Source organism: Luteimonas granuli, assembly GCF_007795095.1.
Lineage (GTDB): Bacteria > Pseudomonadota > Gammaproteobacteria > Xanthomonadales > Xanthomonadaceae > Luteimonas > Luteimonas granuli.
The window spans coordinates 241652-266114 of record NZ_CP042218.1; the positions used below are offsets into that span (position 1 = coordinate 241652).

A 24463-nucleotide genomic window follows, 5' to 3' on the forward strand; every position below is an offset into this window, starting at 1 on the left:
TTTATAGGATATTTATCATGCAAAACATCAATCATCGCAACGTCCTGATGGCCTTGCTGATCGGCCTCGCGGGTGCGCTCGCCGCCTGCAGCGCCGGCAGCACGCCCCCTGCCCCGCCCGCGGCGGCTTCCGCGACCCCGGCGCACAGCCCGGTTCCGTCCGCGGATGCCGCGGGACCACTGATGGTCGTGCACAAGAGCCCGAGCTGCGGATGCTGCGTGCTCTGGGTCGACCACATGCGCGAAGCGGGCTTCACCGTCGAAGTGCGCGACCACGCCGACATGGGTCCGGTGAAGCAGCGCGTGGGCGTTCCCTATGCCAAGGGCTCGTGCCACACCGCGGAAGTCGAAGGCTATTTCATCGAGGGCCATGTGCCCGCCGAGGACGTGAAGCGCCTGCTCGCCGAGCGACCGGACGCCCGCGGCCTCACCGTGCCGGGCATGCCCGCAGGATCCCCGGGCATGGAGCTGCCCGACGGCACCGTGCACCCCTATGCCGTCGAGCTCGTCCATCGCGACGGCAGTACCAGCGAGTACGCGCATCACGGTCATTGACCATTCCACGGCGGGGTGCCCGGGGCGCCCCGCCCGGCTTCAGCCCATGTGCTGGCCGCCGTTCACGGCGATGTCCGCGCCGGTGATGTAGGCCGCGCCCTCGCTGCAGAGGAAGGCCACGGTCGCCGCGATCTCCGCCGGCTTGCCCAGTCGCCCCATCGGCACCTGGCCGACGATCGACTCCAGGATGTCCGGCTTCATCGCCATCACCATGGCGGTGCCGACATACCCCGGCGACACCGAGTTCACGGTCACGCCCTTGCGCGCCATCTCCTGCGCCAGCGCCTTGGTGAAGCCCTGCACCCCGGCCTTGGCCGCGGAATAGTTGGTCTGCCCGAACTGCCCCTTGGTGCCGTTGACCGACGAGATGTTGACCACCCGTCCCCAGCCGCGCGCGGCCATGCCGTCGATGAAGGGCTTGCTGACATTGAACATCGAATCGAGGTCGGTGCGCAGGACCGCGTCCCACTGCGCCTTCTCCATCTTCCGGAACGTGGCGTCGCGGGTGATCCCGGCGTTGTTCACCAGGATGTCGATCTCGATGCCCGCGTCCCGCAGCCGCTTCGCCATCGCCTGGCAGCTGTCGTGCTCGGCGACGTCGACCGGTTCGACGCGGAACGCACGGCCGGCGGCGGCCTGCGCATCGCGCCAGGCCGCCGGGTCCTCGACGCCGTCGAGGCAGGTCACGACCACGCGGTGGCCAAGTGCGTGCAGGGCCAGCGCGACCGCCTCGCCGATGCCGCTGGTACCGCCGGTGACCAGCGCCGTGCGCGGTGTGGGATGGGACATGCGTGGGCTCCTGAGGGTTGTCCGAAGCCGGCAAGTATCGCGAGTGCGGACGACCGCGGGAATCATTCGTCGCGACATGTTGACGCCGCCAGCACGCCCGCCTACAATTTCGCGCTCACCGACGTGGGGCCATAGCTCAGCTGGGAGAGCGCCTGCATGGCATGCAGGAGGTCGGCGGTTCGATCCCGCCTGGCTCCACCACTCATCGACCCGGCCGGTCGCGAGTGACGGACAGTTCCACGTCCCCATCGTCTAGAGGCCTAGGACACCACCCTTTCACGGTGGACACCGGGGTTCGAATCCCCGTGGGGACGCCATCTTCAACGAAAAGCCCGCCTTCAAGGCGGGCTTTTCGTTTCCGGCCGCGGCCCGGTGGCCGCCGCTCCGTTCAGCCGCTGCCGCCGTTGCGCGCGGCGAGCTGGGCCCAGTCGATCTCGACGCCCTTGCGGTGTCCCTTCTCGACCAGCTTCAGACCGCTGGAGTCGATGGTGATGGTGTAGGCCTTGTCGCCGATCTGCACTTCGCGCTTGAGAGGCTTGTCGAGCTTCGTCGTCATGGGTTCACCTTGTGCTGTCGGGAGAACTGCGGGTCGAAGATAGCATCGCCTGCTGCTCGAGGCATGAAGGCGCCAGCGTGGCCACGCCGTGGCCGCGCTCGGCCAGATACTGCAGCCACTTGCCGAGGAAGGTGTTCATGCGCATCCGGTGCCCGACCACGGCGGCCGGCGGCGGGAACATTCCGATCACGTCCTGCCAGCGGCGCCCGGCATGGCAGTGGGTCGCCTCCGCCTGGCGCGCATCGCGGTACAGGCGCACCCAGGCCGAGGGGTCCGGCTCTCCGGTCACCGGGTCCTCCAGGCCGACGTAGGCCATGCGCAGCTCGCTGGTATAGGCGTGACGCTCGATCACGTCCAGGCGCAGATCGAGGCCGTCGCCGACGCTGGACACATAGCTTCCCGGGACGAGGTCGCCGGGCTCGAAAAGACGCACCAGCCGGGAATGGTTCTCCGCGTACAGCGCCATCAGCCAGCCGAACCGGCTGAGGCCGGGGACTTTCACGCGGCGGGCGACGAGCTGGGACATGGCTTCGATGCTACACGCCGCACGCGATGCCGGGCAGCTTGACGACTCCGCGCGCCAGGCCCAGGCTGCAGGGTCTCCGCGCCTCAGAACATTCCGCGGCGGATCCCCAGGGTGGTCATCACCTTGCTCGAGATCTCCTCGATCGAGGTGTGGGTCGTGCTCAGCACGGGGATCCGCTCGGCACGGAACAGCGCCTCGGCTGCGGCCACCTCCCGCTTGCAGGTCTCGAGCTCGGCGTAGCGCGAGTTCGGCCTGCGCTCCTGGCGGATCTGACGCAGCCGCACCGGGTCGATGGTGAGCCCGAACAGCTTGCTGCGGTGGGCGCGCAGGCGTGGCGGCAGGCGGTCGTGCTCGAGGTCCTCGTCGGTCAGCGGATAGTTGGCGGCGGCGATGCCATGGTGCAGGGCGAGATAGACGCAGGTCGGGGTCTTTCCGGCCCGCGACACCGCCACCAGGATCACGTCGGCGTCCTCGTAGTTGATCGACATGCCGTCGTCGTGGGTCAGCGCATAGTTCATGGCGTTGATGCGCTTGTGGTAGGTGTCGAAGTCGACCATGCCGTGCGCCTGGCCCACGCGCCTCTGCCGGCTCTTGCCCAGCTCGGACTCCAGCGCCCCCATGAAGGGCTCGAACACGTCCAGCACCAGCGCGCCGCTGGCGGCGATCTCGGCGGTGAGCGCGCCGTCGACGCAGGAACTGACCACGATCGGGCGCGTCCCGCTGGCCTCCCCCACCTCCCTGATCCGCCCCGCGATCTCCCGTGCACGGTCGACGCTGTCCACGAAGGGAATGCGTTCGGTGGCGAAGTCGGTGTCGCGGAACTGGGTCAGAAGGCTGTGGCCGACGGTTTCGGCCGTGATTCCGGTGCCGTCGGAGACGTAGAAGACCGGGCGAGGGCTCGGCATGCGTGATTTCCTTGTATGCCGCGAGGCCCCGCGGCGGGCTGGCTTGCTAAAATAGCCAATCCCGACGCGCGGCGCCGCAGGCCCGTGCAGCCCTTCCCCACTGTCCACCGCACCCTCCGGAGCCCGCCTTGAGCGCCAACATCCTGTGGCTTGACGACCTTCGCCTGACCGACCTCGCCCAGGTCGGGGGCAAGAACTCCTCGCTTGGCGAGATGATCGGCAACCTGGCGCGTCTGGGCGTCTCCGTACCGGGCGGCTTCGCCACCACCGCCGATGCGTTCAAGGACTTCGTCGCCCACAACGACCTGCACCAGCGCATCTTCGACCGCCTGGCCAGCCTCGACGTCGAGGATGTGCCCGCGCTCAACCGGGCCGGCGCCGAGATCCGCGGGTGGGTGATCGACGCCCCGCTGCAGCCGGCCCTGGAAGCCGACATCCGCACCGCCTACGCCCGGCTCTGCGCCGACAACGGCGGCGGCGACATCGCGGTCGCGGTGCGCTCCTCGGCCACCGCCGAAGACCTGCCCGACGCGAGCTTCGCCGGCCAGCAGGAGACCTTCCTCAACGTCACCGGCGCCGACGACGTCGTGGTCAAGGTCAAGGAAGTCTTCGCCAGCCTCTACAACGACCGCGCCATCGCCTACCGCGTGCACCACGGCTTCAGGCACGAGGACGTGTTCCTGTCCGCCGGGGTGCAGCTGATGGTGCGCTCGGACTGCGGCGCCTCGGGCGTGCTGTTCACGCTGGACACCGAGTCCGGCTTCCGCGAGGTGGTGTTCATCACCTCCAGCTATGGCCTGGGCGAGAACGTGGTCCAGGGCGCGGTCAACCCGGACGAGTTCTACGTCTACAAGCCGACCCTCCGCCAGGGCCGACCGGCGATCCTGCGCCGCTCTCTCGGTGCCAAGCAGATCCGCATGGTCTATTCCGACCAGCCCGGCGAGCGAGTACGCAACGAAGACACGCCGGCGGAGCTGCGCGCGAAGTTCTCGATCACCGACGAGGACGTGCACGAACTCGCCCGGCAGGCGCTGACCATCGAACAGCACTACCAGCGCCCGATGGACATCGAGTGGGCGAAGGACGGCATCACCGGCAAGCTCTTCATCGTGCAGGCCCGCCCGGAGACGGTGAAGTCGCGGGCCAAGGCCACCCAGATCGAGCGCTTCATGCTCGGCCGGCGCGGCGACGTGGTCTGCGAGGGCCGCGCCATCGGCCAGAAGATCGGCACGGGCGTGGCGCGCGTGGTGCGCTCGCTGGACGACATGCACCACGTGCAGCCGGGCGACGTGCTGGTCGCCGACATGACCGATCCCGACTGGGAGCCGGTGATGAAGCGCGCCTCGGCCATCGTCACCAATCGCGGTGGCCGCACCTGCCATGCCGCCATCATCGCCCGCGAACTTGGCGTTCCGGCCGTGGTCGGCACCGGCAACGCGCTGGATGCGATCGAGGACGGCAAGAACGTGACCGTGAGCTGCGCCGAGGGCGACACCGGCTTCATCTATGCCGGCACCCTGCCCTTCGAGCGCATCACCACCGACCTGACCTCGATGCCCGAGGCCCCGCTCAAGATCATGATGAACGTCGCCAACCCCGAGCGCGCGTTCGACTTCGGCCAGCTGCCCAACGCCGGCATCGGCCTGGCGCGCCTGGAGATGATCATCGCCGCGCACATCGGCGTGCATCCCAATGCGCTGCTGGAGTACGACAGGCAGGATGCAGAGACCAGGAAAAAGATCGACGAGCGCAGCGCCGGCTATGCCGACCCGGTGAGCTTCTACGTCGACCGCCTGGCCGAGGGCATCGCGACCCTGACCGCCTCGGTGGCGCCGAACCCGGTGATCGTGCGCATGTCGGACTTCAAGTCCAACGAGTACGCCAACCTCATCGGCGGCCAGCGCTACGAGCCCGAGGAAGAGAACCCGATGATCGGCTTCCGCGGCGCCAGCCGCTACGTCGACCCGGCGTTCTCCGAGGCCTTCGCGCTCGAGTGCCGTGCGGTGCTGAAGGTGCGCGAGACCATGGGCCTGGACAACCTCTGGGTGATGATCCCGTTCGTCCGCACCCTGGACGAGGGCCGCCGCGTGCTCGAAGTGCTGGCCGCCAACGGCCTGCGCCGCGGCGTGAACGGGCTGAAGGTCATCATGATGTGCGAGGTGCCGTCCAATGCGCTGATGGCCGACGAGTTCCTCGAGATGTTCGACGGCTTCTCGATCGGCTCCAACGACCTGACCCAGCTGACCCTGGGCCTGGACCGCGACTCGGCAGTGGTGGCGCATCTGTTCGACGAGCGCGACCCGGCGGTGAAGAAGCTGCTGTCGATGGCGATCCAGACCGCGAAGGCCAAGGGCAAGTACATCGGCATCTGCGGCCAGGGCCCGAGCGACCACCCCGACCTCGCGGAGTGGCTGATGCAGGAAGGCATCGAGTCGGTGTCGCTGAACCCGGACACCGTCGTCGACACCTGGCTGAAGCTGGCGAAGTCCAAGGCCGCCGCCGGCTGAAGTTGCCGCTGGCGCAGGCAGGAAAAGCCGGGCTTCGTACCCGGCCTTCGCTACGGGTGCGGGGCGAACGCCCCCATCGCCTCGCGGTAATGCCGCAGCTCGGCAATCGAATCGTGCACGTCGCTCAGCGCGGTGTGCGCGGCCTGCTTGCGGATGCCGGCCAGCACGTCGGGCGCCCAGCGCCTCGCCAGTTCCTTGACCGTACTGACGTCGAGGTTGCGGTAGTGGAAGAAGCGCTCCAGCTCCGGCATGCAGCGATGCAGGAAGCGGCGGTCCTGGCAGATGGAGTTGCCGCACATCGGCGATTCATTCGCGCCCAGCCACTGCCCGAGGAACGCCAGGGTCCGCGCCTCCGCCTCGGCCATCGGCACGCCCTCCTCCAGCACGCGCCGCCACAGGCCGGATCCGCCGTGCTGCCTGCGGTTCCATTCGTCCATCGCCTCCAGCCGCTCCAGCGGATGCGCGATGGCCAGCTCGGGGCCTTCGGCCAGCACGTTGAGATCGGCGTCGGTGATGACGGTGGCGATTTCCAGGATCGAATCGCTGCCGGTGTCCAGACCGGTCATCTCCAGGTCGATCCACACCAGGCGGTTGCTGCTTTCGCTCACGTTCTTCCTTCGTCGGATGTCGGGATGCCCGCTGCGAACGGCGGGGCGGGCGCGGCGGCCGCGCATCATAGCGCGGCGCCGGTGAGCCCTCAGCCGGTCGGCCGGCCGCGCTTGCGCCTGAAGTAGGCCTGCAGCCGCGCGCCGGCCTCCTCGCCCAGCACGCCGCCGGTGACGTCCACGCGGTGGTTGTGGCGCGGATCGGCCAGCAGGTCGAACACGCTGCCGGCCGCACCGGTCTTGGGGTCGGAGGCGGCATAGACCACCCGTGCGATGCGGGCATGGATCATCGCCATCGCACACATCGCGCAGGGCTCGAGGGTCACGTACAGCGTGCAGCCGAGGAGCCGGTGGTTGCCCAGCGTCCTTCCGGCCTCGCGCAGGGCGACGATCTCCGCGTGCGCGCTCGGGTCGTGGTCGCCGATGTTGCGGTTCCAGCCTTCGCCCACCACGCGACCTGCGGGATCCACGAGTACGGCGCCGACCGGGATCTCGTCGAACTCGCGTTCGGCGCGATCCGCCAGCATCAGCGCGTGACGCATCCACAACCCGTCGGATCCTGGGACGTCGGAGGTCGGAAGCTGCGGCATGGCCGCCATTCTAGTGGCCCTGCAGCTGGCGCGGGTCACGCGCGCGGTCGACGACCTGGGACAGGACTCAGCGGGCGGAGAGCGCCGAGATGCTCGTACTCCCCGACCCCGACGCCGGCCGCGTTCGCCCGGCCTGACTCTCCGCGGCCACGCGTCGACGCACGGCGCTGGTGGTGCAGCCGAAGGAGTGCTTGAATGCCCGGCAGAATGCGCTTTCGCTTTCGAACCCCAGGGTGCCCGCGATCTCGCACACCGGCGTGGGCGTATCGCGGACCAGTTCCCATGCGCGCTGGCGCCGCAATCGCGAGGCATATTCGTTGGGCGTCTCCCCGAAGACGTGGCGGTATACGCGGAGCAGGTGACAGGGCGAATAGTTCGCGCTGGCGCCCAGCCTTTCCAGCGCGATGTGTTCGTCCAGGTGGCAGCGGATCAGGTGCTGGACACGCAGCAGGCGCAGGAGGGACTGCCTTCGCCGTACCCGGGTGCGTCCACTGCAGCGTGCCAGGCAGCCCTGCAGTTCGGCCTGTTGTTCGACCACCGCCTGGCGCAGGTCTGCGACGATGCCCGCCACGCTGGCCGGGCTCGCGTCTCCCGCGGGCGGCCGCCGCGCCAACCGCACGATCGGTCGCAGGACCGAGCGTTGGCAAGGGGCTTCCCAGGGCAGCAGTTCGAGCACGGGTCGCCGGCCCCCGGGGTCCCACGCCTGCGGCGGCGCAGTGAGGAGCAGCCACCAGCCGTGGCCGTGGCCGGCGCAGCGCAGTGCGCCTTCCAGCCACAGCTGGCAGCGGCCCCGGCCCAGCGCCCAGGTCGCGTCGTGGCTGTCCAGTTCGAGGGTGCCGGACAGCACCACGATCAGCGTGATCCAGCCTGCGGGCAACTGAAGCACATTGCCGCGTCCGCGTCCGCGCACGACGTTCAGGCGGGAGGCATCCAGGTCGCCCGGGGCGATGGTCTGGGCACCGCGCATCTGGTGTTGCAGGACGTCCATGAAGGCGCTCCTCCTGTCGACGCCGGCATCGTCGGAGGCCACATCGTGAGGGGCGCGTGAAGAAGGTTTTTCTCCAGACTTCGGGGTGACGGCGTGCAGTTGGCGCGCTGTCGCGCTTCTGGCGCACGGTCGCGCCTTGGAGTCGCGTCCCCTCACTCGGGAGAAGAACCAAAAAAGCCCGGCCATGGGCCGGGCAGATCCGGGAAGCGACCCAGTTCCAGCGGTCATGTTCGGGCCGGTGGGGGGCTGGCTGCCTGGAGAGAGAGGGTATGCGCGTACCTTGCCTGACGCTCCCCGGGCGGTTGTTTGCCCGCTTAGGCAGGCGGATAGTCCCGGCTTGAGAATTCGCCAACGGATCCGGAGGCATGCATGCACGACCCCAGCCTGGCCGACCTCCATGCTGCCGAACGCCTGCTCGGCTCGGGCGATGTGGCGGCGGCGCTGCGACTGGCGGCGGCGGCCCTGGCCGGGAGTGCGCCGCATCCCGCATGGCACCGGCTGCAGGGACTGGCGCTGGTGGCCAGTGGCCGCGCGGTCGACGCGCGACCGCACCTGCAGCGATACGTGGCGTTGCAGCCGGGAGAACCCGAGGCCTGGATCAATCTCGGCAATGCGTGCATCGAGGCGGGAGACGCGAAGGAAGCCTTGCGCGCGTTCGAGGGTGCCCGCGAGGCGGGAGCCTCCGGAGTTCCGTACCTCCTCGGTCGCGGGCTGGCCCTGCTCGCGGCAGGATGCTTCGGCGAAGCACTCGACTGGCTGCGACGCGCGCGCGCCGAGGAACCCGACGCCGCCGACGTGCGACTCGCACTGGGGCAGTGTTTCGCCGAACTCGAGCGTTTCGACGAGCTCCGCGAATGCATCGCGGGGATCGATCCCGAAACCCTCCCGCACGGGCAGCGCAGGGCCTTCGCCTGGCTTACCGCCTTGAGCGGGCAGGACGAAGCCGCGCTCGCGCTCTACCGGCGACTGGTCCTCGAAGAGCCCGCCGAGCCGGAAACCAGGGTGCGGTTCGCGCTGCTGCTGGAGCGGATGAACCGCGTCCAGGACGCTGCGGACCTGCTCGGCGCCGGCGGCACCAAAGCCGGTTCGATGGAGGTCCTGGCCAGGGCCCGGATCGCGAGGCGCCAGCATCATCCAGCCACCGTCGCGGATGCGCTGGCCGCGGCGGCCGCAGGCGAACCCGACCCGGCCATGGCGGCCCAGCTCTGGTTCGAGCTGGCCAAGTGCCGCGACCAGCTCCACGACCCTCATGCGGCCATGCAGGCCCTGTCGCGCGCCCATGGCCACGCTGCGGCGGCGTTCAGGCAGCGGCATCCCGGACTGGAGGCGGAGCAGGTGCTGGCATGGCTCGGGGAGCGGCTGCATGGCGCCCTGCCGCCCCCGCACCCTCCCCTGGCTTCCGACCCCCCGACCCCGTCTTCCTGGTCGGCTTCCCACGTTCGGGAACGACCTTGCTGGAGCAGATGCTGGACCGCCACCCGGCGCTGCAGGTGCTCGACGAGCGGCCCGCAATGGAGCACGTCATCGCCGGGATGCACACGCTGCCGGGATGGAGCGGCGACGATCTCGACGGCAGCCTGGCCGGCCTGGATGCCGCGCAGTGCCACCAGCTGCGCGCGAACTACCGGGCGGAGGTGTCCCGCCACCTGCGACCGGCCGGCCGGCTGGTGGACAAGTACCCGCTGTACCTGACCCGGGTGGCACACATCCAGCGCCTGTTCCCGGCGAGCGCCTGGGTGCTGCTGCTCCGCCACCCCTGCGACTGCGTGCTGAGCTGCCACTTCCAGGCCTTCGGCCTCAACGGTGGTGCGCTCGCGTTCGCATCGCTGGAATCCACGGCCCGGACCTACGCCGCGGTCATGGACTACTGGGAACAGCAGCGGCTCCTCGCGAAGCCGAACGTCCATGTCGTGCACTACGAGGACCTGGTGGCGGACCCGGAGGCGGTGCTCGGGCGGCTCATGGGGTCCATCGGTCTCGCGCTGGAGGCGGAGCAGCTGGCATTCCCGGCCGCGGTGGCCGCGCGCACGCGGCGCATCAATACCCCCAGCTATGCGCAGGTGGCCGAGACCGTGAACCGGAACGCGGTCGGGCGCTGGCGCCGGTATCGGGCCCACTTCAGCACCCGTGTGCTGGACCAGCTCGCACCCTGCGTGGAGCGCTACGGCTACACCCTGGACTGAGGCGAACCCGCGCCCTCCCTCACGGGCTGCACGAAGCGCAGGTAGGTGGACAGGATGTACTTGTCCTGCCGCGGTGATGGCTGTCCCTCGTGGGCATACAGCCAATACGGCGGGAACATGAGCAGTCGCCCCGCCCTGGGTGCGACGCCAGTCTGCAGGCCCGGAAACCAGGTGCACCCTCCCTCGGACACGTCATTGAGGTACCAGAGGAAGACCAGGTAACGATCGCAGACCTCGTTGATCGAGTCGAAGTGGGCCTGGAACCGCTCCTGCCCTCCCGCGCGATAGCGCTTGAGGATCAGGGGACTGAGCAGCGGGCTGTCCGGCACCGGGATGGGAAGCCCGACGTCGGCGTTGTAGCGCCCCAGTTGGCGGGTCACCAGTTGGCGGAAATAGGCCAGGAACGGGGCGTCCGACAGGCGGCTGACGTCCAGTTCGGTCCAGGCGCTGTCCTCCAGTCCGGCGCGCACGCCACGTCCGTTCGCCTGCTGGAAGCGGGCCAGCGCGTTGAACGAGTCGACCAGCTTCGCGCACATCGCCGGCTCCAGGCCGTCGTCGTAGACGCGGATGTAGTGCTGGAGAGAGGCACCCGGGGCCATCCCCGCCGCGGCCGGGGCCGCGACGGGGCAGCTCCCCGTCCGGGGCTCAGAACCGGGCAGTCCAGCGCATCCAGTAGAACCGGCCGATGCCATCGTAGGTCCGCACGTCGGTGGCGGCGTTGAAGCCGGAGTAGATCAGGGGCGGCTGCCGGTCGGTCAGATTCCGGACGCCGAGCTGGATCGAGCTGTTGGTCTCCGGGATCCGGTAGCCGACCTGGATATCGGTCTGGGTGACGGACGGCACCCGTCGTTTGGCGACATAGCCTTCGGTTTCCACCGAAGCCACGTCGGGGGCTTCGTAGACATGATGGACGTAGCGCGTGGTCAGGCTGGCGCTGAAGTCCCCGTTCGTCCAGCTGATGTCGTTGAGCGCGCGCCAGCGCGCCATGTTGCCGAAGCCCGAGGACGCGTTGTCGACGAAGGTGCCGGCCAGGCCCACGCTTTCCGGGATGCCGGGGAAGGCACCCACGTCGCTGCTGGGATCGCCGGCGAGCAGGCGCACGTCGTACTCGGCCAGGTAGGTCGTATCCAGGTTCCAGCGCAGCTGCCCCCAGTCCGATTCGGGGAACAGGTAGCGCAGCCCCACGTCCACGCCCGATGTCTTCAGGCTGCCGAAGTTGCCGATGAGGTTGGTCATCTGCGCCACGTCGCCTGCTTCGTCGCGGATGAAGGTGTCGCAAAAGCGCCCGAAGTCGAAGCACTGGTTCAACATCACGGTTTCGGGAAGGTTGACGATGAACTCATCCAGCTTCACCCGCCAGTAGTCCACGGTGACGGAGAAGCCATCGAACCATCCCGGGCTGTACACGAAACCGTAGGTGAGCACGTCGCCCTCCTCCGGCTGCAGGTCCGGATTGGCCACCTGGAACGAGGTCACCTGGCTGTTGCTCTGCTGGAACTGGCCGTCGGTCGACACACCGGCGCAGGCACGCGGGTCGGCGGTGGGCTGGCCGGTGTAGCCGTTGCAGGGGTCGATGTAGGTATTGGCACTGGGAATCGTCGGCGCGAACAGGTCGCCGATGGTCGGGGCACGGAACACGTCGGCGAAGGTCGCGCGCACCAGCAGGTCGGCGAACGGCTTCCATTCCAGGCCGATCTTGGAATTGGTGGTGCCGCCGAAGTTGGAATAGTCGGAATACCGGGTACCCAGCGACACGCTGAGGCGCTCGGCGAACGGTGCGTCCGCCAGCAGCGGCAGCAGCACCTCGGCGTAGATCTCGTTGACGTCGAACTCGCCGCTGATGTCGCCGAACGTACAGGCCTCCTGGGTGATCAGGCATACCGTCTCGCCCGGCGGGATGATGGTCAGGAAGTCGCTGCTGGAATCGGCCGTCTCCTTGCGGTGCTCCACGCCCACCGCCAGCGATGCGGTGCCGGCCGCCCACTGGAACAGGTCTCCGGTGACGTTGGCATTGAACACCTTGAGGTCGTTCTCGCTGGTGTTGTGGATGGTGGGGTTGATCAGCTCCAGCGCCGCCAGCTGTGCCTGCCCTTCGGGAGTGCCGGGATCCGGCGCGGGACCCATGAAGTTCACCGGGAGGCAGCCCGGAATGGCGGAGGCCGGATCGCCCGGCGTGCGCACGCAGATCGGGTTTCCGGTGAGGGGATCGATCATCGAGGGACCCAGGGCATCGGTCAGGCCCGGGCTGAACAGGTAGCCGCGCACCGTGGAGGACTGGGGCGTGCGTCCATAGCCGTAGGACGCGTCCCAGCTCCAGCTGCTGTCGCCGAAGTTGCCGCGCAGACCCAAGGTGATCTGGTAGGTCTCGGTCTCGAAGCGGGTGGTACGTGTGGGAATGAAGTCGCGCAGGCGCAGGCGTGCGTCGGTGATGTCCACGCCGAAGGGGTTGTAGAGGCTGTCGCCGCTGATCGGCACGTTGTCCACCGCCGCGCGCCCGTCGAACGGCAGGGGCGCGACGAAGAACGCGGAATCCGTGCGCAGCCAGGACCCGATCATGAAGGCCTCGATGTTGTCGGTGACCTGGTAGTTGCCGCTCATGAACAGCGCGGTCCGTTCCTGCGGTGTCAGGGACGAGGTTGCCGTCGGCCTGGAAGTTGTAGACGTCGTTGAGGTTGTCGAAGCAGCGGAAGTCGGCGCCGCTGGCGCCCGAGGTGCCGGCCCGGCGGGTCAGCACGAGGTTCGCCGCACTCGGGGAGCAGTTGCCGTCGAGTACGACGCCGTTGGCAATGGCGACGTCGCGCGGCACCACGTAGCGGCCGGTGAGGATACGGCTGGTACCACCGATGCCGTGCTCGCCGGCATAGAGCTGGTAGGGCTGGCTGGAATAGACGCGGTCGGCGGCGCTGACCGAATCCTCCTTGTCATAGCTGGCCCCAAGCATCAGCCGGCCCCGGTCGCCGATGGTGCCGAAGACCGCGTCGTAACGCTCGCTGTTGGCATCCCCGCGCGAGGAGACGCCGTAATAGGCGCTGGCCTCCAGGCCCTCGAAATCCTTGCGCAGGATGAAGTTGACCACGCCACCGATGGCATCGGAACCGTAGATGGCGGACGCACCGTCCTTGAGGATCTCCACCCGTTCGATCAGTGCCATCGGGATGGAGTTGATGTCGACCGCGCCATTGGCGTTGGAGACGGTGCCGATCCAGCGCTTGCCGTCGACCAGCACCAGCGAGCGGTTCACGCCCAGGCCACGCAGGTCGACCGTTGCCGCGCCTGCGCCGCCGCCGTTGTTCACCTGGGGGTTGGTCGCCGCGCCCGAGATGGCGGGGGTGCGCTGCAGGAAGTCGCCGATGGTGACCGCGCCGGACGACTCGATGTTCTCCCGGCTGATGACGAAGACCGGGCTGGCGGTCTCCATGTCGGCACGCTTGATGCGAGTGCCGGTGACTTCGATCCGTTCGAGGGTCGTGGGCGCCTGTTCCTGCGGCTCCTGCGCGGCGGCGGTTCCCGCCGCCAAGGCGACGGCAAGGGTGGAAAGCGGCAACAGGACGGTACGGGGAACGCGGCGGGACGAGTGCTTGATCACGGGTAGCTCCGCTTCGAGCGTGAGGGAGCCAAGAAATTACGAAACGTTAACGCGAATCGATATACCGCAGTGTCGGCGAAAGGTGTGCCGGGATTGATGTTGGTTATGGTTTTTCGCGTTCAGGCGGCAGGCCGGCGCCGATGCATCAGCAAGCCCGCGACGCTCACGCCCAGCGCCACCAGGACCACGATGATGGTGGCCAGAGCGTTGATCTCCGGCGTGACGCCCAGCTTCACCTTGGAATACACCACCATCGGCAGCGTGCTCGAGCCCGGCCCCGAGGTGAAGCTCGCGATCACCAGGTCGTCAAGCGACAGCGTGAACGCCAGCAGCCATCCTGCCAGGAGCGCTGGTGCGATCAGCGGCAGGGTGATGACGAAGAACACGCGCCATGGCCTGGCGCCGAGATCCATCGCCGCCTCTTCCAGGCTGTCGTCCATGCCGGCCATGCGCGAACGCACCACCACGGTGACGTAGCAGGCGGTGAGCGTGATGTGGGCGAGCGTGATCGTCACCATGCCGCGGTCGGGCCAGCCGAAGGCCTGCTGCAGGGTCACGAACAGCAGCAGCGAGGACAGGCCCATCATCACGTCGGGCATGACCATGGGCGCCGAGTTCATCAGGCTCAGCAGCCCGCGCCCGGGGAAGCGCCCGAAGCGCGACAGCGCCAGCCCGCAGGCGGTGCCCAGCATCACCGCGGCGGTGGCGGTGATGGCCGCGATCACGAAGCTGCGCTGCACCGCGTCCAGCAGCTGCTGGTTCTCCAGCAGCGCCACGTACCAGCGGGTCGAGAATCCGCCCCACACCGTGGCCACGCGCGAGGCGTTGAAGGAGTACACGATCACCGAAACGATCGGGATGTACAGGAAGGCATAGCCCAGCACCATCGCGGTGTAGAGCATGAAGGGGCTGCGCTTCATGCGTCCGCCTCCCGCTGGTTGCGCTTGTTCTCGTAGTACTCGAACAGCAGCGTCGGCAGCACGATCAGCACCAGCATGGCGATGGTCACCGCGGCCGCCAGCGGCCAGTCCCGGTTGGTGAAGAACTCGATCCACAGCACGCGGCCGATGGTCAGCGCGTCCGGTCCGCCGAGGATGTCCGGGATCACGAACTCGCCCACCGCCGGGATGAACACCAGCAGCGCGCCGGCGATGATGCCCGGCATCGACAGCGGCAGGGTCACGCGCAGGAAGGCGTGCCAGGGCTTCGCGCCCAGGTCCTCGGCGGCTTCGAGCAGGGTGAAGTCCAGCCGCATCAGCGTCGCCGTCAGCGGCAGGATCATGAACGGCAGGTAGTTGTAGACGATGCCGATGTAGACGGCGGTGTCGGTGTGCAGCAGCGCGAAGTCGGGTCCCGCCAGCCCCACTGCCGACAGCGCCTGCGCCAGCAGCCCGTTGGCCTTGAGGATCCCGATCAGGGCATAGGTGCGCAGCAGCGAGCTTGTCCAGAACGGCAGGATCACCAGGACCAGCAGCAGCAGCCGCGCCATCGGCCCCGAACGCGCGATGCCATACGCGATCGGATAGCCCAGCAGCAGGCAGAACACCGTCGACACCGAGGCGAACAGCAGCGACTTCAGGTACGCCGACACGTACAGCGGATCCGACAGCAGCATCGCGTAGTTGGACACGTGCAGGCGCAACGAGGCCGCACCATCGGCGGCGGTCTCGACCAGCGGCGTGTACGGCGGCGCCTGTCCGAACACCGCCTGCGCGAAGCTGATCTTGAGCACGATCAGGAACGGCACCAGGAAGAAGAGGCCCAGCCACAGCATCGGCAGTGCGGTCACCAGGAAGCGGCCGCGGCGGGTGCGGAACTCCTGGCCGACGGCGCGGAACCAGCCGAACAGGTTCCGCACCACGTCGAACCAGAAGTCCCACAGGCCCTGGTCGCGGACCCGGCTCATGCCGTGAGCACCACCGCGCTGGCCGCCTCCCAGGACAGCCACAGGGTGTCGTCCCAGTCGTAGTGCGGCTCGGAGCTGCGCGCCACATGCGTTTCCTGCACGCGCACGATGGCGCCGGCCCCGGTCGCCACCTGGTAGATCGAGACGTCGCCCAGATAGGCGATGTCGCGCACCTTGCCCACCACCACGTTTTCGGTGGCCACGGTGCCGCGCTCGGGCGGCGTCTCGTGCACGTCGATCTTCTCCGGGCGCACGGCGACGCTGACCGAAGTGCCTTCGGGCAGCGGATCGGTGTGCCGCGCGAGCAGCTCTGCGTCGAGCGCGTCGCACTGGATCCGCACCTGCCCGGACTCCTCGTCCGAGTCCACGACCCGACCCTCGAAGATGTTGATTCCGCCGATGAACTCGGCAACGAAACGCGTGGCCGGGTATTCGTACAGCACCGCGGGCGTCGAGACCTGGATGATGCGCCCGGTGTCCATGACCGCGATCCGCGAGGACATCGTCATCGCCTCCTCCTGGTCATGGGTGACCATGATGAAGGTGGTGCCGACGCGCTCCTGGATGTTCACCAGCTCGAACTGGGTGTGCTCTCGCAGGCGCTTGTCGAGCGCGCCCAGCGGTTCGTCGAGCAGCAGCAGCTTGGGCTGCTTCGCGAGCGCTCGTGCGAGCGCCACGCGCTGGCGCTGGCCGCCGGACAGCTGGTGCGGCTTGCGGCCGGCCAGCTGCGGCATCCGCACCAGCTCCAGCATCTGCCGCACGCGGTCGCGGATCTCGGCTGCGGGCAGGCGGTCCTGGCGCAGGCCGAAGGCGATGTTCTGCTCGACGGTCATGTGCGGAAACAGCGCGTAGCTCTGGAACATCATGTTCACCGGCCGCTGGTACGGCGGCAGGTGGGTGACGTCGAGCCCGTCGATCAGGATCCGGCCCTGGTCGGGCGCTTCCAGTCCGGCCAGGATCCGCAGCAGCGTGCTCTTCCCCGAGCCCGATCCGCCCAGCAGCGCGAAGAACTCGCCGCGGTAGATGTCCAGCGTGACATCGTCGCAGGCGTAGACCTTGCCGAAGGTCTTCGTCACCCCTTCGATGCGCACGAAGGGCTGCGCCGAAGGGTCCCGCCAGGGTTCAGCCGTCGCGCTGCGGACCGGAGCCGCCATCGTGCTAGCGGCCGCTCTTGATCGCCGTCCACGCGCGCACGCGCTGGCGCTGCACGTCGTCCGGCAGCGACACCGGATCCACCAGCCGGGCGCGCACCTCTTCGGACGGATACACGCCCGGGTCGGCGGCGATCTCCGCGTCGACAAGAGCGGTCGCGGCGGTGTTGGCGTTGGCGTAGGCGACGTGGTCGGTGATCGCCGCGATCACCTCCGGGGTCATCAGATAGTCCACGAAGGCGTGGGCGTTGCCCGGGTGGCGCGCGTCCTTCGGGATCGCGACCAGGTCGATCCAGCGGAGCGCGCCCTCCTTCGGGATCACGTAGCGGATGTCGGGCGCGGCGCGACCCGTGGCCTCGGCGGCCTCGGCCGCGACGTCGCGGGCCTGGCCGATGTCGCCCGAATAGCCCATGACGAGGCAGGCGTCGCCGTTGGCCAGGGCGTCCTTGTACTCCCGCGTTGTTGAAGGTGCGGATGTACGGACGGATCGCGGCGTAGACCTGCCTCACCGCCTCGATCTCGTCGGCGCTGCCGGCGTTCGGATCGCGGCCCTGCCAGATCAGGGCGGCGCCGAAGGTTTCCTGGTCGTCGTCGAGCACGTGGATTCCGCAGGAGGCGAGCTTCGCCGCGTTGGCCGGGTCGAACAGCAGGCCCCAGGAATCGAGCGGCGCATCGGCGCCCAGCGCGGCGGTGACCTTGTCGACGTTGATGCCCAGACCCGTGGTGCCCCACATGTACGGCACCACATGGGCGTTGCCGGGATCGATGTCGGTCAGGCCTTCCATGATCGCCGGGTCCAGGTGCTGCAGGTTGGGCAGCTTCGACGTGTCCAGCTGCGCGTACAGGCCCGCCTTGATCTGGCGCTGGGCGAACGGCCTCGCCGAGGGGAACACCACGTCGTAGCCGGAGCCGCCGGCGGTCAGCTTGGTCTCGAGCGTCTCGTTCTCGGCGTAGACGTCGTAGTTGACCTTGATCCCGGTGGCCGCCTCGAAGTTGGCGATGGTGTCGGGGGCCACGTAGTCCGACCAGTTGTAGACGTTGAGGATCTTCTCCTCCGCCCCGGCGGGCGTGGCGGCACCATCGGAGCCAGGCTTGCCGCCTCCACAGGCGACAAGGACCAGGGCGCAGGCGAGCGGTGCGAGGCGCAGGGACACGGCGGTTCTCCGGAACGGGGCAGGAGGGGCATGTTCGGAGCGGACCCGGGCAGTGTCAACGTGGATTTACCCCGGCGGTGCATCGGTGTATCGTCCCGCGCCTTGCCCGCCCCGGGCCCGGAGTCCGAATCATGCCCAAGCTTCACCTCTGCACCGCCGTCGCGGCCATCCTGGCCATCACCACCCTGCCCGCGCACGCCCGGGACGGCGACGACGACGCGGCCTGGTCCGTCGGAGGCGAGGTCGTCGCCGCCAGCGACTACGTCTGGCGCGGCGTCTCGCAGACCATGGAAGATCCGGCGCTGCAGCTGGAGGCGTACGTGGAGCACTCCAGCGGATTCTATGTGGGCGGTTTCGCCTCCAACGTCGACTTCGGCGATCCGGACGATGGTATCGACTACGAGCTCGAGACCTACGTCGGCTGGGCCGGCGCGCTGGGCGAACGGACGGAGCTGGACATCTTCGTGTCGCGGATCGCGTACCCCGGCCACAACGGCGCCGACTACGACATCGACTACACCGAGGTCCAGGCGAAGCTGAGCTTCGTGGAGACCTGGCATGTCGGCGCGGCGTATTCGCCCGACATCTTCAACCTCGGCGGCCGCGGCCTGTACTACTACGCCGGAGCGGACCTCCCGCTGGGCGAGAGCGGCTTCACCCTCGGGCTGCAGGCCGGCCACTACGACCTCGACGCCGCCATCGGCGACAGCTACAGCGACTGGCAGGTGTCGCTGGACCGCGATTTCGGGCCGATCAACGGCAAGCTGCAGTACACCGACACCTTGGGCTACAGCGAGCTGGTGGCGGAATCGGTGGGCGATGCGCGGCTGGCCGACGGACGACTCGCGCTGCTGCTGACCTGGGCGTTCTGAGCGCGCTCGCCTCCGCTCCGGCTCCAACGGATGAAGCCCGCGGCGACGCGGGCTTCTTCGTCCCGGCAGGTCGCCGGGGACGGCGGGCAAGTGCCCGCCCTACTCCCACTCGATCGTCGCCGGCGGCTTCCCGCTCACGTCATAGACCACGCGGGAAACTCCCCGTACCTCGTTGATGATCCGGTTGGAAACACGCCCCAGGAAGTCGTACGGCAGGTGCGCCCAGTGGGCGGTCATGAAGTCGATGGTCTCCACCGCGCGCAGCGCGATCACCCATTCGTAGGCCCGCGCGTCGCCGACCACGCCCACCGACTTCACCGGCAGGAACACCGCGAAGGCCTGGCTGACCTGGTCATAGAGGCCGGCCTTGCGCAACTCTTCGATGAAGACCGCGTCCGCGCGCGCCAGGATGTCGGCGTACTCCGCCTTCACCTCGCCGAGGATGCGCACGCCCAGGCCCGGGCCCGGGAAGGGATGGCGGTAGACCATCTCGTGCGGCAGGCCCAGGGCCACGCCGATGCGGCGCACCTCGTCCTTGAACAGCTCGCGCAGCGGCTCCACCAGGCCCAGGTTCATGTGCTCGGGCAGGCCGCCGACGTTGTGGTGGCTCTTGATGACGTGGGCCTTGCCGGTGCGGCTGCCCGCCGACTCGATCACGTCCGGATAGATCGTGCCCTGCGCGAGCCACTTGGCATTGGCGAGCTTGCCGGCCTCCTCGTCGAAGATCTCGACGAAGAGATTGCCGATGATCTTGCGCTTGGCCTCGGGATCGGTGACGCCGGCCAAGGCCTTGAAGTAGCGCTCGCGGGCGTCGACCCGGATCACCCGGATGCCCAGGCCGTGGGCATCGGAGGCATCGGCGAACGTCGCCATCACCTGGTCGCCCTCCTGCCAGCGCAGCAGTCCGGTATCGACGAAGACGCAGGTCAGCTGGTCGCCGATCGCCCGGTGCAGCAGCGCCGCGACCACGGAGGAATCGACGCCTCCCGACAGGCCGAGGATCACCTCGTCCGAACCCACCTGCGCGCGCACGCGCTCGACCTGGTCCTCGATGATCTGCTCGGCCGTCCACAGCGTCTCGCAGCCGCAGATGTCGACCACGAAGCGCCGCAGCAGCGCCTGGCCCGACTTCGTATGCGTGACCTCGGGGTGGAACTGCACGCCGTACCAGCGCTTCTCCTCGTTGGCGAAGGCGGCGACCGGCACGCGGTCGGTCTTCGCGGTCACGGTGAAGCCCGGGGGCGCCCTGGAGACGTGGTCGCCGTGGCTCATCCACACGTCCAGGCGCGGCGGCAGGCCCGGATGGTCCTTGAGGTCGCCGAACAGACGGTCGGCCGCGACCAGGGTGACTTCGGCGTGGCCGTACTCGCGGGCGTCCGCGGCCTCGGTCGCGCCGCCGAGCTGCTTGGCCATGGTCTGCATGCCGTAGCAGATGCCGAGCAGCGGCAGGCCGCTGTCGAAGACCTCCTGCGGTACGCGCGGCGCGCCTTCGAGCGTGGTCGACTCCGGCCCGCCGGACAGGATGATGCCGCGTGCGCCGTAGGCCGCGATCTGCGAAGGATCGTGGTCCCAGGCCCAGATCTCGCAGTAGACGCCCAGCTCGCGCACGCGGCGCGCGATCAGCTGCGTGTACTGCGCGCCGAAGTCGATGATCAGGATCTTGTCGCGGTGCGGGTCGGTCATGGGGTAGTGCCGGGCGAAGTCGGCTCGGGGAGCACGGGGCGGAAGGTGCACTGCTCGAGCTCCGCGTTCCATTCGCCGCCGTTGCCGGTGCAGGAATCGCGCAGCTGCCAGCCGCGGTAGAAGGTGTAGCCGTAGAGCACGACCGCGACCAGCAGCGCCACGGTGATGCCGCGCAGCAGGATGCGACGCGCGGGCGAAGTCGGGCGGGACGGGCGGCGCGGCGCCATCACCCGGCCCTGTAGTTCGGCGGTTCCTTGGTGATCTGCACGTCGTGCACGTGGCTCTCGCGCTGGCCCGCGCCGGTGATCTTCACCAGCTGCGGCCTGCTGCGCATCTCCTCGATCGTGCCGCAGCCGACATAGCCCATGGTCGCGCGCAGGCCGCCGATCAGCTGGTGGATCACGCCGGCCAGGGGGCCGCGGTACGGCACCCGTCCTTCGATGCCCTCGGGCACGAGCTTGTCGGCCGACGCCGCTTCCTGGAAGTAGCGGTCGCTGGAACCCTTCTCCATCGCCCCCAGGCTGCCCATGCCACGGTAGCTCTTGTAGCTGCGGCCCTGGTAGAGCTCGGTCTCGCCGGGCGTCTCCTCGGTGCCGGCGAACAGGCCGCCGATCATCACCGTGGACGCGCCGGCGGCCAGCGCCTTGCCGATGTCGCCGGAGTAGCGGATGCCGCCGTCGGCGATCAGCGGGATGCGGTCCTGCAACGCGGAGGCCACCATGTCGATGGCGGTGATCTGCGGCACGCCCACGCCCGCGACCACGCGCGTGGTGCAGATCGAACCCGGGCCCACGCCGACCTTGACCGCGTCGGCGCCGACGTCCATCAGCGCCAGCGCGGCATCGCCGGTGACGATGTTGCCGCCGACGACCTGCAGCTTCGGGTAGTGCTTCTTGGCCCATGCAACGCGGTCGATCACGCCCTGCGAATGGCCGTGCGCGGTGTCGACGATGACCACGTCCACGCCCGCGGCCACCAGGCGCTCGATGCGGTCCTCGGTGCCGGCGCCAACGCCCACCGCGGCGCCGACCAGCAGGCTTTCCGAGGCGTCCTTGGCCGCGTTCGGGTTGTCCTGCGCCTTCTGGATGTCCTTGACCGTGATCAGGCCGCGCAGCTGGAACTCGTCGTTGACCACCAGCACCTTCTCGATGCGGTGCTTGTGCAGCAGCGCCATCACCTCTTCGTCGCTGGCGCCCTCCTTCACCGTGACCAGCCTGTCCTTGCGGGTCATGATGTTGCGCACGGGATCGTCGAGCTTCTTCTCGAAGCGCATGTCGCGCCCGGTGACGATGCCGACCAGCTGGTCGCCGTCCACCACCGGCACGCCGGAGATGTTGCGCGCCCGGGTCAGCTTCAGCACCTCCCCGATGGAGGTCTGCGGCCCGACGGTGAAGGGCTCGCGGATCACGCCGGCCTCGAAGTTCTTGACCTGCAGCACGTGCTGGGCCTGGCGTTCGGCGTCCATGTTCTTGTGCACGATGCCGATGCCGCCGAGCTGGGCCATGGCGATCGCCAGGCGGGCCTCGGTGACGGTGTCCATGGCGGCGGACACGATCGGCATGTTCAGGCGCAGGTCGCGCGTGAGCCGGGTGGCGAGGGAGACGTCCTTGGGAAGGACCGTGGAGTGCGCCGGGACGAGGGAAACGTCGTCGAAGGTGAGCGCGTCAGCCTGGATGCGCAGCATGGCCGTGCCGGTTGGGGTGAAGCACGCAATTGTAGCGCGGCGGCGGTGCCCGCGGCGCGGCTGCCGTCAGGACGCGCCTTTCCGTGGGGCCGCACCGTCCCCGGCTTCGAGCGCCTCCGCGGCCTCCAGGGTGTTCTGCATGAGCGTGGCCACGGTCATCGGCCCCACGCCGCCGGGAACCGGGGTGATCCAGCTCGCCCGCTGCGCCGCCGCGGCGAAACCGACGTCGCCGACCAGGCGACCGTCGTCGAGACGGTTGATGCCGACATCGATCACCACCGCACCCGGCTTCACCCACTCGCCGGGAACCAGGCCGGGCTTGCCCACGGCCACGACCAGGATGTCGGCTTCACCGACGTGCCGGCGCAGGACCTCGGGCGGGGTGAATTTGTGGCAGCAGGTCACCGTGCAGCCGGCGATCATCAGCTCCAGCGCCATCGGCCGGCCGACGTGGTTGCTGACGCCGACGATCGTCGCGCTCTGCCCGCGCACGGGCCGGTCGGTCCAGGCCAGAAGGGTGGTGATGCCGCGCGGCGTGCAGGGCCGCAGGCCGAACTGGCGCAGCGCCAGATGGCCGACGTTCTCGGGGTGGAAGCCGTCGACGTCCTTGCGCGGGTCGATGCGTTGGATCAGGCGGGTGGCGTCGGGGATGCCCGGCAGCGGCAGCTGCACCAGGATGCCGTGCACTTCCGGGTCGGCGTTGAGGCGGTCGATCAGGTCCAGCAGCTCGGCCTCGGTGGTGCCTTCGGGCAGGTCGTAGTCGAAGGCGCGGATTCCGACGATGCCGGCCGCCCGGCGCTTGTTGCGCACGTACGAGCGGGAGGCAGGGTTGTCGCCGACAAGGACCACGGCCAGCCCCGGGGCCGCGCGCCCTGCCGCCACGCGCGCCTCGACGCGCAGCCGGAGCGAGTCCAGGAGCTCGTCGGCGATGCGCTTGCCGTCGAGGATGCGGGCCTGCGGTGGGGTCTCGGACATGGTGGTGCCCTGCGCGGAAAGCATGCATTGTCGCCGATCGCCCGCGCTCGGCGCGACCGGCGGGCCGACGCCACTCAGCCGGCGCAGAACGCCGCGTAGTCGATATAGCCGGGGAACTCCACACCCGGCGCGCACAGCGCGCACGCCGGGTCCGGGGTCAATCGGGTCTCGCGGAAGCGCATGCCGAGGGCGTCGAAGTGCAGCAGGCGACCGCGCAGCGGTTCGCCGACGTCGAGCAGCAGCTTCAGCGCCTCGGTGGCCTGGAGCATGCCGACCACGCCGGGCAGAACGCCGAGTACGCCGGCCTCGCTGCAGTTGGGCGCGGCCCCCGGTGGCGGCGGCTCGGGGAACAGGCAGCGGTAGCAGGGCGCGACACCGCGGTGGCGGCCGGCGTCGAACACGCTGACCTGGCCGTCGAACTGCTGCACCGCGCCGTAGACCAGGGGAATGCCCAGGCGCACACAGGCATCGTTGAGCAGATAGCGCACGGGAAAGTTGTCGGCGCCGTCGATCACCACGTCCACGCCCTCCAGCAAGCGCTCGACGTTGGCCGAGGTCAGGCGCTCGGCCACGGCGTCGATCCTCATCCGGGGGTTGAGCGCCGACAGCCGGGCCCGGGCCGAATCGACCTTGCGCACGCCGACGTCGGCGTCGGTATGCAGGATCTGCCGCTGCAGGTTGCTGCGCTCGACCACGTCGTCGTCGACGATGCGGAGCTCGCCCACGCCCGCGGCGGCGAGATAGAACGCCGCGGGAGAACCCAGGCCGCCGGCGCCAAGCATCAGCACGCGCGCCATGGCCAGGCGCTTCTGCCCGCGCATACCCACCTCGGGCAGCAGCAGATGGCGCGACCAGCGCTGATGGAAGTCCTCGTCGCGCGGCTGTGCCGGAGGCTCCGGCCGCACCATCGGCAGACCCTCGGCGATCCAGCGCAGGGTGCCGCCGCACACCGACGCCACGTTGCGATAGCCCCGACGGCGCAGGGCTTCAGCGGCGAGCATCGAGCGCGCGCCGCTCTGGCAGATGAGCACCAGTCGGGTGTCGCGGTCGTGGAAGTGGTGTTCGGCCTCCTGCTCGAGTTCGCCGCGCGCGATCCCGCGGGCGCCCTCGGCCATGCCGGTGTCGCGCTCGTGCTCTTCGCGCACATCGACCAGCACCGCGCCGGTGACCTCGCGGCGACGCTGCGCTTCGCGCGGTGTGATCTCGAAGTCATGCATGCCGCGATTATCCTCCACGGCCGCACGCCCAC

Annotated in this window: 21 protein-coding genes, 2 tRNA genes and 3 pseudogenes; 7 read left to right on the forward strand and 19 right to left on the reverse strand. The window is 69.0% G+C overall.

Features of this window, described 5'->3' with window-relative positions; all coding sequences use genetic code 11:
• Positions 1 to 17: 17 nt before the first annotated feature.
• The gene (locus FPZ22_RS01095; protein ID WP_246120820.1) at positions 18 to 554 is read left to right on the forward strand and encodes a DUF411 domain-containing protein; all 537 of its coding nucleotides are present in this window, start codon (positions 18 to 20) and stop codon (positions 552 to 554) included.
• 39 nt (positions 555 to 593) lie between these two features.
• On the opposite strand, the gene phbB is transcribed toward FPZ22_RS01095, so the two are convergent.
• Positions 594 to 1343: an acetoacetyl-CoA reductase gene (gene phbB, locus FPZ22_RS01100; protein ID WP_168198890.1), complete on the reverse strand. Its 750-nt coding sequence runs from the start codon at positions 1341 to 1343 to the stop codon at positions 594 to 596.
• A 125-nt stretch (positions 1344 to 1468) separates the two neighbouring features.
• Here phbB and FPZ22_RS01105 point away from each other — a divergent pair.
• Both FPZ22_RS01105 and FPZ22_RS01110 read left to right on the forward strand, forming a co-directional pair.
• Positions 1469 to 1544 (forward strand) — tRNA-Ala (locus tag FPZ22_RS01105).
• A gap of 40 nt (positions 1545 to 1584) precedes the next feature.
• Positions 1585 to 1660: transfer RNA gene (locus FPZ22_RS01110), tRNA-Glu, on the forward strand.
• Between the two features lie 71 nt (positions 1661 to 1731).
• Here FPZ22_RS01110 and FPZ22_RS13500 read toward each other — a convergent pair.
• The 3 genes from FPZ22_RS13500 to ppsR form a co-directional block, all read right to left on the reverse strand.
• Positions 1732 to 1899: a hypothetical protein gene (locus tag FPZ22_RS13500; protein ID WP_168198891.1), complete on the reverse strand. Its 168-nt coding sequence runs from the start codon at positions 1897 to 1899 to the stop codon at positions 1732 to 1734.
• 4 nt (positions 1900 to 1903) lie between these two features.
• A complete protein-coding gene (locus FPZ22_RS01115; protein WP_144889491.1) occupies positions 1904 to 2425 on the reverse strand; it encodes a DUF1249 domain-containing protein in 522 nt (173 codons plus the stop codon).
• An 83-nt stretch (positions 2426 to 2508) separates the two neighbouring features.
• Entirely contained in the window at positions 2509 to 3330 is an 822-nt protein-coding gene (gene ppsR / locus FPZ22_RS01120) for a posphoenolpyruvate synthetase regulatory kinase/phosphorylase PpsR (protein ID WP_144889493.1), read from the reverse strand.
• A gap of 128 nt (positions 3331 to 3458) precedes the next feature.
• Here ppsR and ppsA point away from each other — a divergent pair, with 128 nt between their 5' ends.
• A complete protein-coding gene (gene ppsA / locus FPZ22_RS01125) occupies positions 3459 to 5837 on the forward strand; it encodes a phosphoenolpyruvate synthase (RefSeq protein WP_144889495.1) in 2379 nt (792 codons plus the stop codon).
• A gap of 50 nt (positions 5838 to 5887) precedes the next feature.
• Here ppsA and orn read toward each other — a convergent pair whose 3' ends face one another.
• The 3 genes from orn to FPZ22_RS14325 form a co-directional block, all read right to left on the reverse strand.
• Positions 5888 to 6403, reverse strand: a complete 516-nt coding sequence (gene orn / locus FPZ22_RS01130) for an oligoribonuclease (RefSeq protein ID WP_246120965.1) — start codon at positions 6401 to 6403, stop codon at positions 5888 to 5890.
• Positions 6404 to 6534: 131 nt separating this feature from the next.
• Positions 6535 to 7041: a tRNA adenosine(34) deaminase TadA gene (tadA, locus tag FPZ22_RS01135; RefSeq protein ID WP_144893817.1), complete on the reverse strand. Its 507-nt coding sequence runs from the start codon at positions 7039 to 7041 to the stop codon at positions 6535 to 6537.
• A 58-nt stretch (positions 7042 to 7099) separates the two neighbouring features.
• Positions 7100 to 8503 (reverse strand): helix-turn-helix domain-containing protein, encoded by a 1404-nt coding sequence (locus FPZ22_RS14325; RefSeq protein ID WP_144889497.1) that lies wholly within the window; start codon positions 8501 to 8503, stop codon positions 7100 to 7102.
• Here FPZ22_RS14325 and FPZ22_RS14330 point away from each other — a divergent pair.
• A pseudogene (locus FPZ22_RS14330) lies at positions 8390 to 8827 on the forward strand (tetratricopeptide repeat protein); the annotation flags it as partial. The gene FPZ22_RS14325 and the pseudogene FPZ22_RS14330 overlap by 114 nt on opposite strands.
• A gap of 644 nt (positions 8828 to 9471) precedes the next feature.
• The gene (locus FPZ22_RS13870) at positions 9472 to 10203 is read left to right on the forward strand and encodes a sulfotransferase family protein (protein ID WP_246120836.1); all 732 of its coding nucleotides are present in this window, start codon (positions 9472 to 9474) and stop codon (positions 10201 to 10203) included.
• Here FPZ22_RS13870 and FPZ22_RS01155 read toward each other — a convergent pair.
• From FPZ22_RS01155 to FPZ22_RS14340, 7 genes and pseudogenes are all read right to left on the reverse strand, one after another.
• Complete coding sequence (locus tag FPZ22_RS01155) at positions 10188 to 10802, reverse strand: 2OG-Fe(II) oxygenase (RefSeq protein ID WP_144889501.1); 615 nt, start codon at positions 10800 to 10802, stop codon at positions 10188 to 10190. The two genes, FPZ22_RS13870 and FPZ22_RS01155, sit on opposite strands and share 16 nt — an antisense overlap.
• 46 nt (positions 10803 to 10848) lie before the next feature.
• Complete coding sequence (locus tag FPZ22_RS01160) at positions 10849 to 12801, reverse strand: TonB-dependent receptor domain-containing protein (protein ID WP_144889503.1); 1953 nt, start codon at positions 12799 to 12801, stop codon at positions 10849 to 10851.
• 535 nt (positions 12802 to 13336) lie between these two features.
• A pseudogene (locus FPZ22_RS14335) lies at positions 13337 to 13621 on the reverse strand (TonB-dependent receptor plug domain-containing protein); the annotation flags it as partial.
• A gap of 287 nt (positions 13622 to 13908) precedes the next feature.
• Positions 13909 to 14709 (reverse strand): ABC transporter permease subunit, encoded by an 801-nt coding sequence (locus tag FPZ22_RS01170; RefSeq protein ID WP_144889505.1) that lies wholly within the window; start codon positions 14707 to 14709, stop codon positions 13909 to 13911.
• Positions 14706 to 15563: an ABC transporter permease subunit gene (locus tag FPZ22_RS01175; RefSeq protein WP_246120966.1), complete on the reverse strand. Its 858-nt coding sequence runs from the start codon at positions 15561 to 15563 to the stop codon at positions 14706 to 14708. Before FPZ22_RS01175 ends, FPZ22_RS01170 begins: the two co-directional genes overlap by 4 nt.
• Positions 15564 to 15691: 128 nt before the next feature.
• Positions 15692 to 16849, reverse strand: a complete 1158-nt coding sequence (locus tag FPZ22_RS01180; RefSeq protein WP_144889510.1) for an ABC transporter ATP-binding protein — start codon at positions 16847 to 16849, stop codon at positions 15692 to 15694.
• A gap of 4 nt (positions 16850 to 16853) precedes the next feature.
• Positions 16854 to 18000 (reverse strand): annotated as a pseudogene (locus FPZ22_RS14340) (polyamine ABC transporter substrate-binding protein).
• Positions 18001 to 18131: 131 nt separating this feature from the next.
• Here FPZ22_RS14340 and FPZ22_RS01190 point away from each other — a divergent pair.
• The gene (locus tag FPZ22_RS01190; protein ID WP_144889512.1) at positions 18132 to 18872 is read left to right on the forward strand and encodes a TorF family putative porin; all 741 of its coding nucleotides are present in this window, start codon (positions 18132 to 18134) and stop codon (positions 18870 to 18872) included.
• Between the two features lie 99 nt (positions 18873 to 18971).
• On the opposite strand, the gene guaA is transcribed toward FPZ22_RS01190, so the two are convergent.
• From guaA to moeB, 5 genes are all read right to left on the reverse strand, one after another.
• Positions 18972 to 20555 (reverse strand): glutamine-hydrolyzing GMP synthase, encoded by a 1584-nt coding sequence (gene guaA / locus FPZ22_RS01195; RefSeq protein ID WP_144889514.1) that lies wholly within the window; start codon positions 20553 to 20555, stop codon positions 18972 to 18974.
• Positions 20552 to 20782, reverse strand: coding sequence for a hypothetical protein (locus FPZ22_RS01200; RefSeq protein ID WP_144889516.1), 231 nt, complete (start codon positions 20780 to 20782; stop codon positions 20552 to 20554). The genes guaA and FPZ22_RS01200 overlap by 4 nt, the downstream gene beginning before the upstream one ends.
• Positions 20782 to 22239 (reverse strand): IMP dehydrogenase, encoded by a 1458-nt coding sequence (gene guaB, locus FPZ22_RS01205; protein WP_144889518.1) that lies wholly within the window; start codon positions 22237 to 22239, stop codon positions 20782 to 20784. Before guaB ends, FPZ22_RS01200 begins: the two co-directional genes overlap by 1 nt.
• Before the next feature lie 66 nt (positions 22240 to 22305).
• A complete protein-coding gene (folD, locus tag FPZ22_RS01210; RefSeq protein ID WP_144889520.1) occupies positions 22306 to 23214 on the reverse strand; it encodes a bifunctional methylenetetrahydrofolate dehydrogenase/methenyltetrahydrofolate cyclohydrolase FolD in 909 nt (302 codons plus the stop codon).
• Between the two features lie 74 nt (positions 23215 to 23288).
• Complete coding sequence (gene moeB / locus FPZ22_RS01215; protein WP_144889522.1) at positions 23289 to 24431, reverse strand: molybdopterin-synthase adenylyltransferase MoeB; 1143 nt, start codon at positions 24429 to 24431, stop codon at positions 23289 to 23291.
• Positions 24432 to 24463: the final 32 nt, after the last annotated feature.

Excerpts from the sequence above, each read along its gene's own strand:
- phbB (WP_168198890.1), bottom strand. The coding sequence starts at position 1,343 with ATGTCCCATCCCACACCGCGCACGGCGCTGGTCACCGGCGGTACCAGC.
- tadA (WP_144893817.1), bottom strand. The coding sequence starts at position 7,041 with ATGGCGGCCATGCCGCAGCTTCCGACCTCCGACGTCCCAGGATCCGAC.
- ppsR (WP_144889493.1), bottom strand. The coding sequence starts at position 3,330 with ATGCCGAGCCCTCGCCCGGTCTTCTACGTCTCCGACGGCACCGGAATC.
- guaA (WP_144889514.1), bottom strand. The coding sequence starts at position 20,555 with ATGACCGACCCGCACCGCGACAAGATCCTGATCATCGACTTCGGCGCG.
- FPZ22_RS01095 (WP_246120820.1), top strand. The coding sequence starts at position 18 with ATGCAAAACATCAATCATCGCAACGTCCTGATGGCCTTGCTGATCGGC.
- FPZ22_RS13500 (WP_168198891.1), bottom strand. The coding sequence starts at position 1,899 with ATGACGACGAAGCTCGACAAGCCTCTCAAGCGCGAAGTGCAGATCGGC.
- FPZ22_RS01200 (WP_144889516.1), bottom strand. The coding sequence starts at position 20,782 with ATGGCGCCGCGCCGCCCGTCCCGCCCGACTTCGCCCGCGCGTCGCATC.
- guaB (WP_144889518.1), bottom strand. The coding sequence starts at position 22,239 with ATGCTGCGCATCCAGGCTGACGCGCTCACCTTCGACGACGTTTCCCTC.
- FPZ22_RS01170 (WP_144889505.1), bottom strand. The coding sequence starts at position 14,709 with ATGAAGCGCAGCCCCTTCATGCTCTACACCGCGATGGTGCTGGGCTAT.
- FPZ22_RS14325 (WP_144889497.1), bottom strand. The coding sequence starts at position 8,503 with ATGCGGCGCACTCCCGGCCAGGGCCGCCGCCGCCAGTCGCAGCGCCGC.
- FPZ22_RS01190 (WP_144889512.1), top strand. The coding sequence starts at position 18,132 with ATGCCCAAGCTTCACCTCTGCACCGCCGTCGCGGCCATCCTGGCCATC.
- FPZ22_RS01175 (WP_246120966.1), bottom strand. The coding sequence starts at position 15,563 with ATGCTGTGGCTGGGCCTCTTCTTCCTGGTGCCGTTCCTGATCGTGCTC.
- moeB (WP_144889522.1), bottom strand. The coding sequence starts at position 24,431 with ATGCATGACTTCGAGATCACACCGCGCGAAGCGCAGCGTCGCCGCGAG.
- orn (WP_246120965.1), bottom strand. The coding sequence starts at position 6,403 with ATGACCGGTCTGGACACCGGCAGCGATTCGATCCTGGAAATCGCCACC.
- FPZ22_RS01160 (WP_144889503.1), bottom strand. The coding sequence starts at position 12,801 with ATGAGCGGCAACTACCAGGTCACCGACAACATCGAGGCCTTCATGATC.
- FPZ22_RS01155 (WP_144889501.1), bottom strand. The coding sequence starts at position 10,802 with ATGGCCCCGGGTGCCTCTCTCCAGCACTACATCCGCGTCTACGACGAC.
- FPZ22_RS01180 (WP_144889510.1), bottom strand. The coding sequence starts at position 16,849 with ATGGCGGCTCCGGTCCGCAGCGCGACGGCTGAACCCTGGCGGGACCCT.
- folD (WP_144889520.1), bottom strand. The coding sequence starts at position 23,214 with ATGTCCGAGACCCCACCGCAGGCCCGCATCCTCGACGGCAAGCGCATC.
- FPZ22_RS01115 (WP_144889491.1), bottom strand. The coding sequence starts at position 2,425 with ATGTCCCAGCTCGTCGCCCGCCGCGTGAAAGTCCCCGGCCTCAGCCGG.